This window comes from Oceanobacillus limi (genome assembly GCF_900111445.1).
GTDB lineage: Bacteria > Bacillota > Bacilli > Bacillales > Amphibacillaceae > Ornithinibacillus > Ornithinibacillus limi.
Map to the genome: position 1 here is coordinate 138448 of NZ_FOHE01000008.1, position 14431 is coordinate 152878.

Consider the following 14431-nt stretch of genomic DNA (forward strand, 5'->3'; position numbering starts at 1 on the left):
AGAGGGTAGGTTTACCCTCTTAAAATTTAATGTCCTATTGAATAAATATAGAGTTATGAATTAGTCGCAGGAAGGATGTTTATAATGCATTTAAAAGATATTGTATCTTTCATATCGGTTTCAAATAATGTTTCCTATGATGATAATATAGAAGTAACTTCAATTGAAACAGATTCACGTAAGGTTAAGAAAGGAAGTCTCTTTGTAGCTATATCAGGGTTTACGGTCGATGGCCATGATTTTATTGATGATGCTATTAATAATGGGGCAGTTGCAGTAATGGTTGAAAAAGAAGTACAGGCTGAGGTAGCAACGATTAAAGTTTCAGATACGAAAAGAGCACTGGCAATGACGTCAGCAATGTTTTACGGCAATCCTACATCAAAAGTGCCTATGATTGGGATTACAGGGACAAATGGAAAGACTACGATAACGTATCTCCTTGAACGAATATTTAATCGATATCACAAAAAAACAGGAATTTTTGGAACCATCCAAATGAAGATAGGGGAAGAATCTTTTCCAATTCAAAACACGACCCCAGACGCATTGTTTTTGCAACGAAAAATTGCAGAAATGATTCAGCAAGATGTTGATCAGGTCATTATGGAGGTTTCTTCCCATGCGCTTGATATGGGACGGGTCTTTGGTTGTGATTATGATATTGCAGTATTCACCAATCTGTCACAAGACCACCTCGACTACCATGATTCCATGGAGGATTATCTACGTGCAAAAAGTCTATTATTTGCTCAGTTAGGAAATGGGTATCAAGAAAATAACAAGAAAGCTGCTGTTATTAATGTAGATGATCCATCTAGTACATTACTTATGAAAAGTACAGCACAACATGTTATTACATACGGTTGTCATACAACTGCTGATGTCATGGCAGAAAACATACAATTAGCTGCCAATGGAACTAAATTTACGTTAAAAACGATACTAGGCACTACAGAGATACATAGTAAATTAATTGGAAAATTTAATGTATATAATATGCTTGCATCTGTTGCTGTAGCAATTGCTTCGGATATACCACTTGTAGATATTAAAGAATCTTTAGAAAGTATTGAAGGTGTAAAAGGAAGGTTTGAATCGGTAATACCTGATCATAAATATTCGGTAATTGTAGATTATGCACATACACCAGATTCTCTAGAAAATGTATTACAAACGATACAAGAAATTGCAGAACGGAATATTTATGTTGTTGTCGGTTGTGGTGGGGATCGAGACAAAACGAAGCGCCCACTAATGGCACAAATAGCACATAAATATGCGGATTATCCGATCTTTACTTCTGATAATCCACGTACGGAAGATCCAGAAGCTATATTAAAAGATATGACTGATGGATTACCAAGTGACTCGAAACAATATGAGGTGATAGCAGATCGGAGACAGGCAATTCGTTATGCTATTCAACGTGCTGAAGAAAAAGACGTGATATTAATAGCTGGTAAGGGACATGAAACCTATCAGCAAATTGGACATAAGAAATATGATTTTGATGATCGAGAAGTAGCGTTGGAAGTAATGAGAGAGAGGGAGAATTAAAGATGTTATTTACAACTCATTGGATGACCTCTATTTTTCCAAATTATCGTGGCGATGCACAAGAAACAATTTCAATAGATGAGATAACAACGGACAGTCGGAAGAAAGTTAATCATTCACTGTTCATCCCAATAATAGGTGATAAATTTGATGGTCATAAATTCTTGGAACAAGCAATTAAACATGGGGCTGTAGCGACTCTATGGAGTGTGGAAAGAGACTTACCAGAATTCCTACCAAAAGATTTTCCGATTTTTATGGTGGAGGATACTGTAGTGGCTTTACAGAAACTAGCCAATGCCTATCGTCATGAAATAAATCCGATCGTTATTGGAATAACAGGGTCAAATGGCAAGACTTCAACTAAGGATTTGGTTTCTACTGTATTAAAATCAACGTATCGAACCCATTTTACACAGGGAAATTTGAATAATCACTTAGGGGTACCACGAACGATATTAAGTATGGGTAGGGAGACAGAAGTGTTAGTTTTAGAAATGGGAATGAATCATTTTGGAGAAATTGAACTCCTTTCAAATATTGCTGAACCAGATTATGCAGTGATTACGAATATTGGTGAATCTCATATCGAACACTTAGGTTCTCGCGAAGGCATTGCAAAAGCAAAACTTGAAATTGTTAGTGGACTGAAAGATAATGGAAGGCTAATTCTTGATGGAGATGAGCGATTATTACAGGATGTACAAGAGCGAGAAAAAGTAATTACATGTGGCTTTCAACCTCATAACGATGTTACAATAAAAAATGCTGAAGTACGAGAAAATCAAACGAAATTTAATCTAGATGAGTACACCTATACGATTCCTTTGTTAGGAAGTCATCAAGCTCAAAATGCATCGTACGCGATCACCTTAGGGAAACTAATGAAGATTGACCCAGAAACAATTAAAGAATCTTTACATAACTTAAAGATGACATCCATGCGTTTTGAAATGATTATCGGGAAAAATGATGTCTCCATTATCAATGATGCATATAATGCTTCTCCAACCTCTATGAAGGCTGCAATAGAGGTGATTAAACAAATGGATGAATACCAAGAAAAAATAGTGATTCTCGGTGATATTTTTGAGTTAGGAACTCATTCTGAAGCATTGCACCGTTCGGTAGCAGATGTGATAGATGAGCAAATTTCAGCAATATTGACAGTAGGAAATGATTCGAAATTTATTTCAGATGCTGCTAAAGAAAAAAATAAGCAGATTGTTAGCAAGCATTATCATACGAAAGAATCGTTAATAGATGATTTGAAATCATATTTGAAGAAAGATACTTTACTGTTGTTTAAAGCATCCAGAGGGATGGAATTCGAATCAATTATTAAGGAAATCAAGTAATAGAATTTTTATTGTGTACGGGCGGTTAAGCTGAGGAGGAAATTGTAGTGAATCTTATCGTATTATTATTAACAATAGCTATATCATTTTTAATTACCGTCCTCTTGTCACCAATTTTTATTCCGTTTCTACGACGTTTAAAGTTTGGACAAAGCATTAGAGAAGAGGGACCTAAATCTCATAAAAAGAAAACTGGAACACCTACTATGGGAGGAATAATGATTGTCATTAGTGTCATTATTACCTCTGTAATTGTGGTTAACAAATCAAACGCTACTTCCATAGGATATGAATTATATTTATTATTATTTGTACTTGTTGGTTACGGTCTGTTAGGCTTTTTAGACGATTTTATTAAGGTAGCAATGAAAAGAAATCTTGGGTTAACTTCCAAACAAAAGATGTTGGGGCAAATTGTAATTGCATTAGTATTTTATTTTATTTTGCGGGATCAAGGCTTTCCAACATATATACAAATCCCTGGCACAAATATTCAGTGGGAGTTAGGGTGGTTCTATGCCCTACTGATTATATTTATGCTAGTCGGTGCATCAAATGCGGTGAACTTAACGGATGGACTTGATGGCTTACTTGCTGGTACGGCTGCAATTGCTTTTGGTGCTTTTGGAGTCCTAGCTTGGTATGGTTTCCCCCAAAATGAAGTTGCTATTTTTTCTTTGGCAGTTGTAGGAGCACTGTTAGGTTTTCTAGTCTTTAATGCACACCCTGCAAAAGTATTTATGGGAGATACAGGTTCGCTAGCGTTAGGTGGCGCAATAGCTGCGATCGCTATTCTGACAAAGATGGAGATACTATTAGTAATCATTGGCGGAGTATTTGTAATTGAAACACTTTCTGTCATTATTCAAGTTATCTCGTTTAAAACAACTGGAAAAAGGGTATTTAAAATGAGTCCCTTGCATCATCATTATGAGTTGTTAGGTTGGTCAGAATGGAGAGTAGTTACGACTTTTTGGTTGATCGGAATTATTTTTGCTGCATTAGGTATTTATATTGAGGTGTGGTTAGGTTGAATAAACTTGTAAATTTTCCGTATAAGAATGTACTTGTTCTAGGTCTCGCTAAAAGTGGCACAGCCGCTTCTGAAGTATTACTAGATAATGATGTTCATGTACGGATAAATGATAGGAATGCAAATAATAATGATAAAGATGTTGTGGAATTAAAATCAAAAGGTGCAGAAGTGATTTTGGGGGAACATCCATTGTCTGTATTGGACAATGTAGAATTGATCGTTAAAAATCCTGGAATCCCATATGAGATCCCTATTTTGGTTGAAGCTAGCAATCGGGATATTCCGATAATAACAGAGATTGAACTCGCAGGTCGTTTAACAGATGGAATGATCATAGGTATTACTGGTTCCAATGGAAAAACAACTACAACGACGCTAACTCATGAAATGCTTGTAAAAAGTGAACAGCCGGTAAAGGTTGCTGGGAACATAGGAATTGTAGCAACAGATGTAGCGAAACAGTTAACTAGTAATGAAAAGATGATTCTAGAACTATCTTCCTTTCAATTAATGGGTATCCAAACATTTCGTCCAACTATCGCTGTACTTCTAAACCTTTTTGAAGCACATCTGGATTATCATAAATCGTTTGCTAATTATGTTGAGGCAAAAAGCAATATCTTTAAACATCAAACAAAGGATGATTATTTAATCTATAATGCGGATGATCCAAATGTTGTTCAGGCTGTACAAAACGCTCGAGCAGTTAAGATCCCCTTTTCTGTGAAAAAGAGAATGTTTGATGGTGCATGGGCAACAGAAGAAGCTATCTTTTTTAAAGACGAGAAGGTTATGGAACGTAAAGATATTGTGCTAGTAGGTGATCATAATTTAGAAAATATTTTAGCTTCTATAAGTGCAGCTAAATTAAGTGGTGCTACTAATGAAGGTATTCAGCAAGTATTGTCCTCCTTTTCTGGAGTCAAACACCGTTTGCAGTTTGTAGACAATATCAATAATCGATTTTTCTATAATGACTCAAAAGCTACGAATATGTTAGCTACTAAAAAGGCGCTTTCATCTTTTCAACAACCGATAATCTTACTTGCTGGGGGACTTGATCGTGGTAACCATTTTGATGAATTAATTCCTGCATTGGAAAACGTCAAAACCATGGTTGTATTTGGGGAAACTGCATCGAAGTTGCAAGATATAGCAAGTAAAGCTGGAATTGAAACGGTTGTACCTGTGAAGGATGTAGAAGAAGCGGTACATGAAGCATATTCTCTCTCGGAAGCAGATGATATTATTTTGTTATCTCCGGCATGCGCAAGTTGGGATCAATATCGAACGTTTGAAGAAAGAGGAGACATGTTTATTCATGCTGTGCATACATTAAAGTAGGGGCTTGTTTTATGAACGTCACTACTTTAATCCAAAAGATTCGCCCCTAAGTTTATTTGAAAATGAGGGGTGTTTTTTTGATTCCTAAAATATTTAAAATGAAAGATAAGCCAGATTATACACTGTTAAGTATTGTTGTCCTACTGTTAATTGTAGGGGTCGTCATGGTATTTAGTTCTTCTTATATTTGGGCGGACTATAAATACTCCGATACTTTCTACTTTTTAAAGAGACAATTGTTGTTTGCCGGAGCAGGTGTGGTTGCTATGTTCTTTACAATGTACACACCTTATAACACATGGGGAAGGTATGCAAAAATTATATTATTATCCTGTTTCTTTTTACTTCTGATTGTTTTAATTCCAGGGATCGGAATGGTTAGGGGAGGGGCGCAAAGTTGGATTGGTGTCGGTGCATTTAGCATTCAACCCTCTGAATTTATGAAGCTAGGTATGATTATCTTTTTATCAGCTTATTTGGCTGCAAACCAAAAATATATTACGTCCTTTAAGAAGGGTTTTTTTCCATCTTTAATCTTAGTGTTTACAGCATTTGGTTTAATCATGCTTCAACCTGACTTAGGAACCGGAATGGTTTTAGTATTAACATCTATGGTTATGATCTTTGTTGCAGGGGCACGAATTTCCCATTTTATCGGACTTGCTGTAATAGGTATAATTGGTTTCGTGTTTTTAATACTATCTGCACCATACCGAATAAGTAGAATAACAGCATTTTTAAATCCATGGGAGGATCCTTTGGGTGATGGATTTCAAATTATACAATCCCTTTATGCAATTGGACCAGGTGGATTAATGGGGGTCGGTTTGGGAGAAAGTTTGCAAAAGTATTTTTACTTGCCGGAGCCCCAAACTGATTTCATCTTTGCAATATTAGGAGAGGAACTAGGCTTTATCGGTGGAACAGTAGTTATTATTCTATTTGCGCTATTATTCTGGAGAGGTATAAAAATCTCATTGGAGGCTCCAGATCTATTCGGTCGATTTTTAGCTCTAGGTATTGTCACCATGCTAACCATTCAAGTAATGATAAATGTAAGTGTAGTAATTGGTTTAATACCTGTAACAGGAATAACCTTACCATTTTTAAGTTATGGTGGTTCTTCATTAACACTTACTTTATGTTCAGTAGGGGTATTATTAAATATTAGCAGATATACAAAAGTTTAAATCGGTCAAATAAATCCGCATAAAATATGTCTCTGGTGCCTAGTAAAATTAAATATGGTCTGCTAGTTAACGTAAAACACTCTCGCATTTAGACACTTGGGACATCAATTTTAGGCTCGATACCGAGGTGGAGACGACCTCCATTCTTTTGATTCCTATTTTTCATCACGTATCTATCATGTTACTGGAAAATTTTAATCAGAATCTAGTGAAAGTTTACTATATGTTTAGGCTTGTATTATGTTATAATTTATGTAGCAAATGAAACGGCATTAATATGCCGTTTCATTGTTAAAATTGCATAAAGGAAGAAGTAGCAATGAGCGAAAAGAAGATTGTTTCTATTGAGGACCGTATTCCTAAATTGAAACAAGCCCGTAAGAAAAAGGCAAATAGGCGTTTAGTGTTATATCTTTCATTTTTTTTCTTCTTGATATCTATCATTGTTTATCTTCAGTCTCCACTTAGTCATGTGAAAACAATTGAAGTTAATGGGAATGTTTTTTTTACCGATGAAGCCATTATTGAGCTAAGTAATGTTGAGGTTCAAACTAGTATTTGGTCTGTAGATAAAGAAGAAGTTGTGGATTCTCTAGAAACCAATCCAATAATCGAGGTAGCTGCAGTGGAAAGAAGGTTACCATGGACAGTAAATATTTCGGTAACAGAACACGAACGGGTGGCTTATACGAAGGAAGAAGACAGTTATTTTCCCATACTTAGTAATGGAACAATTTTAAGGGAGTATGGACAAAAGACTCAAAACGGTGACGCCCCATTACTCGTTCAGTTTACAGACGAAGAATACTTACATAAAATGTCAGTAGAATTAAGTGAACTTCCAGCAAGAATTTTAAATTTAATATCTGAGGTTCACTGGATCCCTACAGCCGAAAATAACAATAAAATTATGCTGTACATGAATGATGGATATATTGTTGATGGAACAATTCGTGATTTCTCTGAAAAAATGAAAGCATACCCGTCCATTGTTTCTCAGTTGGATTCGGATGAAATGGGAATCATACATATCGGTGTGGGTGCTTACTTTGAATCGTTGGAGCATATGGAGGAAAAAGAAGAAACAAAAGAACAATTAGAAAACGAATGATAGTTATTGAGTTTTCTGAAAAAAAGATGCTAAATCTTAAAAAAGTAGGATTTATATAGAGGAATTACTAGTTTTTTATTGAATTATCTATTATATATTTCTTTTTTGTGTTATTTCCTATAAAATAATAGATTATAGTATATTAATAGAATAAAGAGTTAAAGAATATCATCTGATAGACATAGCGTTTTTTAGATGCTTCTGAATTAGGAGGTGCCTTTCGTTGAACAACAATGAGATACTAGTTAGTCTTGATATAGGTACAGCAAAAATTAAAGTAATTATTGGTGAGGTATTAAACGACTCATTAAACATTATCGGTGTTGGTACCGCCAAGTCAAATGGCATGAAAAAAGGAGCCATTGTGGATATTGATCAGACTGTTCAATCGATACGAACAGCTGTTGAGCAAGCGGAACGCATGGTAGGGATGCAAATTGATAGTGTTGTAGTAGGTATTAATGGTAATCATGTGCAATTACAACCTTGTCATGGAGTAGTTGCTGTTCAAAGTGAAAACCGTGAGATAAGTGACGAGGATGTTAAAAGAGTTATCGATGGTGCACAGGTTATTTCAATGCCACCTGAACGGGAAATTATTGATGTTATTCCTAAGCAGTTTATTGTAGATGGCTTAGATGAAATTAACGATCCTCGTGGCATGATTGGAGTACGGTTAGAAATGGAAGGTACGATCATCACTTGTTCAAAGACTGTTTTACATAATATTTTAAAGTGTGTGGAGCGTGCTAACTTACAAGTATCAGACATTTGTTTACAGCCATTATCTGCAGGAACAGTCGCATTATCAAAAGATGAAAAAAACCTTGGTGTAGCTCTTATCGACGTCGGTGGGGGTTGTACAACTGTTTCGATTTTTGAAAATGATCACCTTGTTTCTACAAGTGTAATTCCTTTAGGCGGAGACAACATTACAAAAGATTTATCTATTGGCCTTCGTACGACAACTGAGGAAGCTGAAGAGATCAAGTTAAATTATGGACATGCTTTCTATGATGATGCTCAGGAGGATGAAACTTTTGAGGCAACAATTATTGGGAGTAATAAAACAGAAGTCTATAATCAATTGCAAATTTCTGATATGATTGAAGCAAGGTTGGAAGAGATTTACGCATTTGCAGAAAGAGAAATTAGAAAAATGGGCTACCATGAATTACCAGGAGGATATGTATTAACTGGTGGTACAATGAAGATGCCCGGTGTATTGGAATTAGCACAACACTTGTTCCAATCAAATGTAAGAATTGCCATACCTGATTACATAGGTGTTAGGGAATCGCAATACGCTGCGGGAGTAGGTATATTACAATTTGCTTATCATAACGCAAAAATTCAAGGAAAAGAACTTTTTCCTGCCGTACAAGGTACAATGGATGAACCAAAACCGAAGCGGATAAAAAAACAACAAACGAAAACAAATGAACCAAAAGACGAAAAGAAAAAAGAGTCTGGAATAGCTAATTTATTTAAGTATTTCTTTGATTAAACAAGCGTTCCCATACAAAAAAATTAGCTTCTAGAAATCTTGTAATTTGCATATTAGGAGGAACGAAATATGTTAGAGTTTGATACGAATATGGATCAATTAGCTTCCATAAAAGTAATTGGTGTAGGTGGTGGCGGTAATAACGCTGTTAACCGAATGATTGAACACGGCGTGGAAGGCGTTGAATTTATCGCAGTAAATACAGATGCACAAGCATTAAATTTATCAAAAGCCGAAATCAAGCTTCAAATTGGTGGTAAGCTTACTCGTGGCTTAGGTGCGGGGGCTAATCCGGAAGTTGGTAAAAAGGCTGCAGAAGAAAGCAAAGAACAAATTGAAGAGGTATTACAAGGTGCCGATATGATTTTCGTAACTGCCGGTATGGGTGGTGGAACTGGTACTGGAGCAGCTCCTATTATTGCCCAAATCGCAAAAGATTTAGGTGCATTAACAGTTGGTGTTGTGACAAGACCGTTTTCATTTGAAGGTAGAAGAAGGTCAACCCAAGCTATTTCCGGAATTGATGCATTGAAGAATAATGTGGATACATTAATCGTAATTCCAAACGATCGTTTACTGGAAATTGTTGATAAGAACACTCCTATGCTTGAAGCTTTCCGTGAGGCGGATAATGTGTTAAGACAAGGTGTTCAAGGTATTTCGGATTTAATTGCTAAGCCAGGTCTAATTAATGTGGACTTTGCTGACGTTAAAACTATTATGTTTGATAAAGGATCTGCCTTGATGGGAATTGGTGTTTCAACTGGGGAAAGTAGAGCAACAGAGGCAGCTAAAAAGGCGATTTCCTCACCATTATTAGAAACGTCTATTGATGGTGCGCACGGTATTTTAATGAATATTACTGGAGGAACAAACTTAAGCTTATATGAAGTTCAGGAAGCTGCAGACCTCGTTACAAATGCAGCGGATGAAGAGGTTAATGTCATTTTTGGTTCGGTAATCAATGAAGATCTTAAGGATGAAATCGTTGTTACTGTAATTGCTACTGGTTTTGACGAAGCGAAAAAAGTCGAGCCAGCTCCTAGACAGCGTCCAGTTGTAAATCAACCACAGCATGCAGCTGCAAAAGCAAATGATGATGTTACTAGTAGAGAATCGGTTCAACAGCCTCAGCGTACAAAACAAGAAGAAGATACACTTGATATTCCAACTTTCCTAAGAAACCGTAATCGCGATCGAAACCGCTAAAAGAAAAGACTGAAAAGAAAGCGTATAGTTCATCTATACGTTTTTTTGTTGTCAAGAAACTGTAAAATTAAGTCCTTGTAGCTAAATTATTGGCAGGAAGAGTCGCGTCCAGCTTCCAGCGATTAACGAAGGAACTTCTATGAATAACTTTATTGCCTTTGTGCCGAGGTAGCGCTGGTAAAAGATTTCCTTCGCTTTTGTACGATTTGTACCAGCTTTCCCCACTGTATAAGGCATTTATTCCTCTCCGACAAACTTTCTAATAACTAGTTAAAATTAGCGATTATCTGCATACAAGAAGTGACAGACTTTGCTAACTGATTAAGCTATACTTTGTCTACAGTTAAACTCTTTCCAATTTAGAAATGGTTATAAGTTTTATGGTTTCCTTTTCCTTGAAACTTGACTTTTCCAAGCACTTAAAACAAAAGGTCTTCACTACATGTTAGCGGAACTGAAAAGCTAGTATTCAACTCTATCTGACTAGAAAGGAAGAGCAGGTTGACTATTTATCTAGATGCTGTCTGGATCTTAAATTTTTTCTTAGATTTTATGCTTTTATTACTAACCCAAGCATTAGCTAGGGAATATGCAAAAAGATATAGATTGTTTATAGGGGCATTTGTTGCTTCCTTGCTTGTTCCTATTACTCTATTTTATCCAGAGTCTTTTTTTGCTAGTGTATTTGGAAAACTACTATATTCAATAATTATTATTTTAAGTAGTTTTCGTTTTTATACAATTTATCGAACAGTTAAGTTACTGTTATTGTTTTATTTTGTTTCGTTTTCTGTAGGAGGTGGTTTAATAGCTGCGCATTATCTCTTTCAGAATCCAATTGGCTTATCACAAGGAGGCTTTTTGACGTTTGATAGTGGTTACGGAGATCCTGTTAGTTGGATGTTTGTTATTATTGGTTTCCCTCTTGCTTGGATATACACGAAGATCCGTATGGACAAGCATGCTGTTGAGAAAATACGCTACGATCAAATGTACCCAGTAACAATCTCTGTAAAAAATAAAAGCTTTTCGACAACTGGTTATATTGATAGTGGCAATCAACTTATTGATCCTATAACGAAAAAAGCTGTAATAATTTGTGATGAATCCTTCTTAAAACAATGGTTTAGTGAAGATGACTGGAGAAGTCTCAAATTAGCACATGATCATTTAGAGGTGGAGAACATTCCAAAGAATTGGGAGAAATTTATTCAATTGATACCTTACCAAGGAGTTGCGGGTAAAAGTAATTTTTTATTTGCCATTAAACCCGATCAACTAATCATCTACGACGAAGCAAATGAAATCGTTATAAACAAAGTATTAGTTGGAATTCAATTCGGTGAGTTAACGAGAGATCATCGATATCATTGTTTACTTCATCCACAAATTTTTAAATTATCCGCTGTACATACAGCATGATAACAAAAAGGAGCGATTAATATTGAGGTTACTTAAATTGAGGATGCGTCTATGGTGGTATAAAATCCTTATTAAATTAGGAATTAAATCCGAAGAGATTTACTATATTGGCGGTAGTGAAGCATTGCCCCCACCCTTATCAAAAGAAGAAGAAAGTGAATTGCTTGAGCTATTACCTAAAGGTGACCAGTCTGCAAGGGCTGTGCTTATTGAGCGTAATTTACGTTTAGTAGTATATATTGCTCGAAAATTTGAAAATACTGGTATTAACATTGAAGACTTAATTAGTATTGGAACGATTGGTTTAATCAAGGCAGTAAATACGTTTAATCCAGAGAAGAAAATTAAACTTGCAACATATGCATCTCGATGCATCGAGAATGAGATCTTAATGTATTTGCGTCGCAATAATAAACTGAAGTCTGAAATTTCATTTGATGAACCATTGAACATTGACTGGGATGGCAACGAACTATTGTTGTCAGATGTTTTAGGAACAGAAGAAGATATCATAACAAAAAACCTTGAAACAAAAGTAGATAAGCATTTATTAAAAAATGCACTATCGCAATTAAATCCAAGAGAAAAACAAATAATGGAGCTTCGTTTTGGATTAATTGGTGAGGAAGAAAAAACACAGAAAGATGTAGCAGATATGTTAGGAATATCTCAATCGTATATATCCCGCTTAGAAAAGAAAATTATTCGTCGATTGAAAAAAGAATTTAATAAAATGGTATAGCCTATCATTATAGGAATTAAAGCGCTTTTTTTCCTCGGTTAGTATAAAACACCTTGCATAAAAATCCCTCCTCGAGGAGATACTGTCCATGAACAGCATCTCCAACTGGGAGGGTACAGAATGACTAGACATAAAGTTGTAATTTGTGGTGTAGATACATCAAAATTACCAGTATTATCAAACGAAGAAATGCGAGAGTTATTTGTAAAAATGCAAGAAGGTGACATTTCAGCTAGAGAGGAACTTGTAAATGGAAACTTACGTCTAGTATTGAGTGTTATACAACGTTTTAACAATCGTGGAGAATATGTTGATGACTTGTTCCAAGTCGGTTGTATTGGACTTATGAAATCAATTGATAATTTCGATTTAAGCCATAATGTTCGATTTTCCACGTATGCCGTGCCAATGATAATTGGTGAAATCAGAAGGTACTTAAGAGATAACAATCCAATTAGAGTATCTAGGTCTTTAAGGGATATTGCTTATAAGGCATTGCAAGTTAGAGAAAAATTGATTAACAAAACATCAAAAGAACCAACTCCGATGGAAATTGCAGAGGAAATGGGTGTACCTCATTCAGATATTGTTTTTGCGATGGATGCAATTCAAGATCCGGTGTCCTTATTCGAACCTATTTACAATGACGGTGGGGATCCTATATACGTGATGGATCAAATTAGTGATGATAAAGATAAAGATGAGAACTGGGTAGACAAGCTCTCTTTAAAAGAGGGGATGTACCAATTAAACGAACGGGAAAAAATGATTTTAAATAAGCGGTTTTTTCAGGGGAAAACACAAATGGAGGTTGCTGATGAAATCGGGATATCCCAAGCTCAAGTATCTCGATTAGAAAAAGCTGCTATTAGCCAAATGAATAAGCAAATGTTTGAATAACATAGCATTGAAAAATAAATATATACTTATAAAAAATCCGAACCCGTTCGGATTTTTTCTTTTGCCTTCATGTTACTACGTATTATGCATATAATGCGAAGTAATCATTTGTTATATTTGCTTTCAGTAATTGATAAAATAATTGAAAGATCAAACCGCCGCTATGAAAATTTCACTACGCTTTCCGCGGGCTCGCGATAAGCCTCCTCGCTCGCAAAACAAGTGCGCCTGCGTCTTCCAGTAACGCTTTGTAGCAGGCTTCCTCGGCGCAAGGGAACAAAGAAGTATATTCAAGTAGTACCCTCGCTCTCTATGGGGTCTTATCGTCTTCGCTTTCCCGCAGGAGTGAATTTTCTTCGCTAATATGAATTTTTTATCGTTTAGATGGTAAAAACAGATACAGTGATTGGAGAGAAGGGCAGTCGACTCCTGCGGGAACAGCACGTGTCCGAAGATCCCGCAGGAAGTGGTTTTGCTTCCGAGGACAAGGAAGGCTTCGTCAGCAATACATCGCACGCAGAAAATTGGTTTTTATTTTCAAGGAAGCTGAGGCCGTGCCCACGGAAAGCGACTGCCCGGATCGGAAATCACGTCGGTGATGCTGAAATAAACTCAACCTAAAGTTATGACGCATCATCCATCTACTACGAAAGAAGAGAAAAAAGAAACAACCTTACTCATACGGGATAATTCGACTAGTACGTGCATATATATCATTATGAGGTGGGTGATTGAAATGGTCACATTGTCGGAACTTCAAACAAAAGAGGTAATCATAATCAGTGATGGGAAAAGAGTTGGTCATATATCCGATTTAGAAATTGACCCAATTCGTGGAAGAATTACCGCATTGATCGTATATTTGCGAGAGAAGAATGGACTATTTGGAAAAGCAGATGAATTAATTATTTATTGGGATCAAATTGTTACAATTGGAATTGATGTTATTTTAGTTCGAGACGCAAATGGGCAGCGTTTACTTATTGATTAATAACCTCTGTATCAATCTTATGTTATGATAAGATTGGATAAAGCACACCATTTAGGAGGTT

General features: G+C 35.9%; 13 protein-coding genes. 12 read left to right on the forward strand and 1 reads right to left on the reverse strand.

The genetic code is table 11. The features are described 5' to 3' along the window. Nucleotides 1-84 precede the first annotated feature (84 nt). From BMX40_RS10520 to ftsZ, 8 genes are all read left to right on the forward strand, one after another. Nucleotides 85-1560: a UDP-N-acetylmuramoyl-L-alanyl-D-glutamate--2,6-diaminopimelate ligase gene (locus BMX40_RS10520; protein ID WP_090869623.1), complete on the forward strand. Its 1476-nt coding sequence runs from the start codon at nucleotides 85-87 to the stop codon at nucleotides 1558-1560. A 2-nt stretch (nucleotides 1561-1562) separates the two neighbouring features. After that, complete coding sequence (locus BMX40_RS10525) at nucleotides 1563-2918, forward strand: UDP-N-acetylmuramoyl-tripeptide--D-alanyl-D-alanine ligase (RefSeq protein ID WP_090869625.1); 1356 nt, start codon at nucleotides 1563-1565, stop codon at nucleotides 2916-2918. A 47-nt stretch (nucleotides 2919-2965) separates the two neighbouring features. Then, on the forward strand, nucleotides 2966-3952 hold the full coding sequence (mraY, locus tag BMX40_RS10530) for a phospho-N-acetylmuramoyl-pentapeptide-transferase (RefSeq protein WP_090869627.1): 987 nt from the start codon (nucleotides 2966-2968) through the stop codon (nucleotides 3950-3952). Then, entirely contained in the window at nucleotides 3949-5298 is a 1350-nt protein-coding gene (gene murD / locus BMX40_RS10535; RefSeq protein WP_090869629.1) for a UDP-N-acetylmuramoyl-L-alanine--D-glutamate ligase, read from the forward strand. The genes mraY and murD overlap by 4 nt, the downstream gene beginning before the upstream one ends. A 98-nt stretch (nucleotides 5299-5396) precedes the next feature. Next, nucleotides 5397-6488 (forward strand): stage V sporulation protein E, encoded by a 1092-nt coding sequence (spoVE, locus tag BMX40_RS10540; protein ID WP_090869696.1) that lies wholly within the window; start codon nucleotides 5397-5399, stop codon nucleotides 6486-6488. Between the two features lie 319 nt (nucleotides 6489-6807). Further along, nucleotides 6808-7599, forward strand: coding sequence for a cell division protein FtsQ/DivIB (locus tag BMX40_RS10545; protein WP_090869631.1), 792 nt, complete (start codon nucleotides 6808-6810; stop codon nucleotides 7597-7599). 223 nt (nucleotides 7600-7822) lie between these two features. Further along, nucleotides 7823-9106, forward strand: coding sequence for a cell division protein FtsA (gene ftsA, locus BMX40_RS10550; RefSeq protein ID WP_090869633.1), 1284 nt, complete (start codon nucleotides 7823-7825; stop codon nucleotides 9104-9106). Between the two features lie 69 nt (nucleotides 9107-9175). After that, the gene (gene ftsZ / locus BMX40_RS10555; protein WP_090869635.1) at nucleotides 9176-10315 is read left to right on the forward strand and encodes a cell division protein FtsZ; all 1140 of its coding nucleotides are present in this window, start codon (nucleotides 9176-9178) and stop codon (nucleotides 10313-10315) included. Between the two features lie 81 nt (nucleotides 10316-10396). On the opposite strand, the gene BMX40_RS20250 is transcribed toward ftsZ, so the two are convergent. Then, complete coding sequence (locus BMX40_RS20250; RefSeq protein ID WP_170840752.1) at nucleotides 10397-10552, reverse strand: hypothetical protein; 156 nt, start codon at nucleotides 10550-10552, stop codon at nucleotides 10397-10399. A 264-nt stretch (nucleotides 10553-10816) separates the two neighbouring features. Here BMX40_RS20250 and spoIIGA point away from each other — a divergent pair, with 264 nt between their 5' ends. The 4 genes from spoIIGA (at nucleotide 10817) to BMX40_RS10575 (ending at nucleotide 14370) form a co-directional block, all read left to right on the forward strand. Continuing rightward, a complete protein-coding gene (gene spoIIGA / locus BMX40_RS10560) occupies nucleotides 10817-11737 on the forward strand; it encodes a sigma-E processing peptidase SpoIIGA (RefSeq protein ID WP_090869637.1) in 921 nt (306 codons plus the stop codon). A gap of 22 nt (nucleotides 11738-11759) precedes the next feature. After that, a complete protein-coding gene (gene sigE, locus BMX40_RS10565) occupies nucleotides 11760-12479 on the forward strand; it encodes an RNA polymerase sporulation sigma factor SigE (protein ID WP_090869639.1) in 720 nt (239 codons plus the stop codon). A gap of 120 nt (nucleotides 12480-12599) precedes the next feature. Next, a complete protein-coding gene (gene sigG, locus BMX40_RS10570) occupies nucleotides 12600-13379 on the forward strand; it encodes an RNA polymerase sporulation sigma factor SigG (RefSeq protein WP_090869641.1) in 780 nt (259 codons plus the stop codon). A gap of 736 nt (nucleotides 13380-14115) precedes the next feature. Continuing rightward, on the forward strand, nucleotides 14116-14370 hold the full coding sequence (locus BMX40_RS10575; RefSeq protein ID WP_090869643.1) for a YlmC/YmxH family sporulation protein: 255 nt from the start codon (nucleotides 14116-14118) through the stop codon (nucleotides 14368-14370). Nucleotides 14371-14431: the final 61 nt, after the last annotated feature.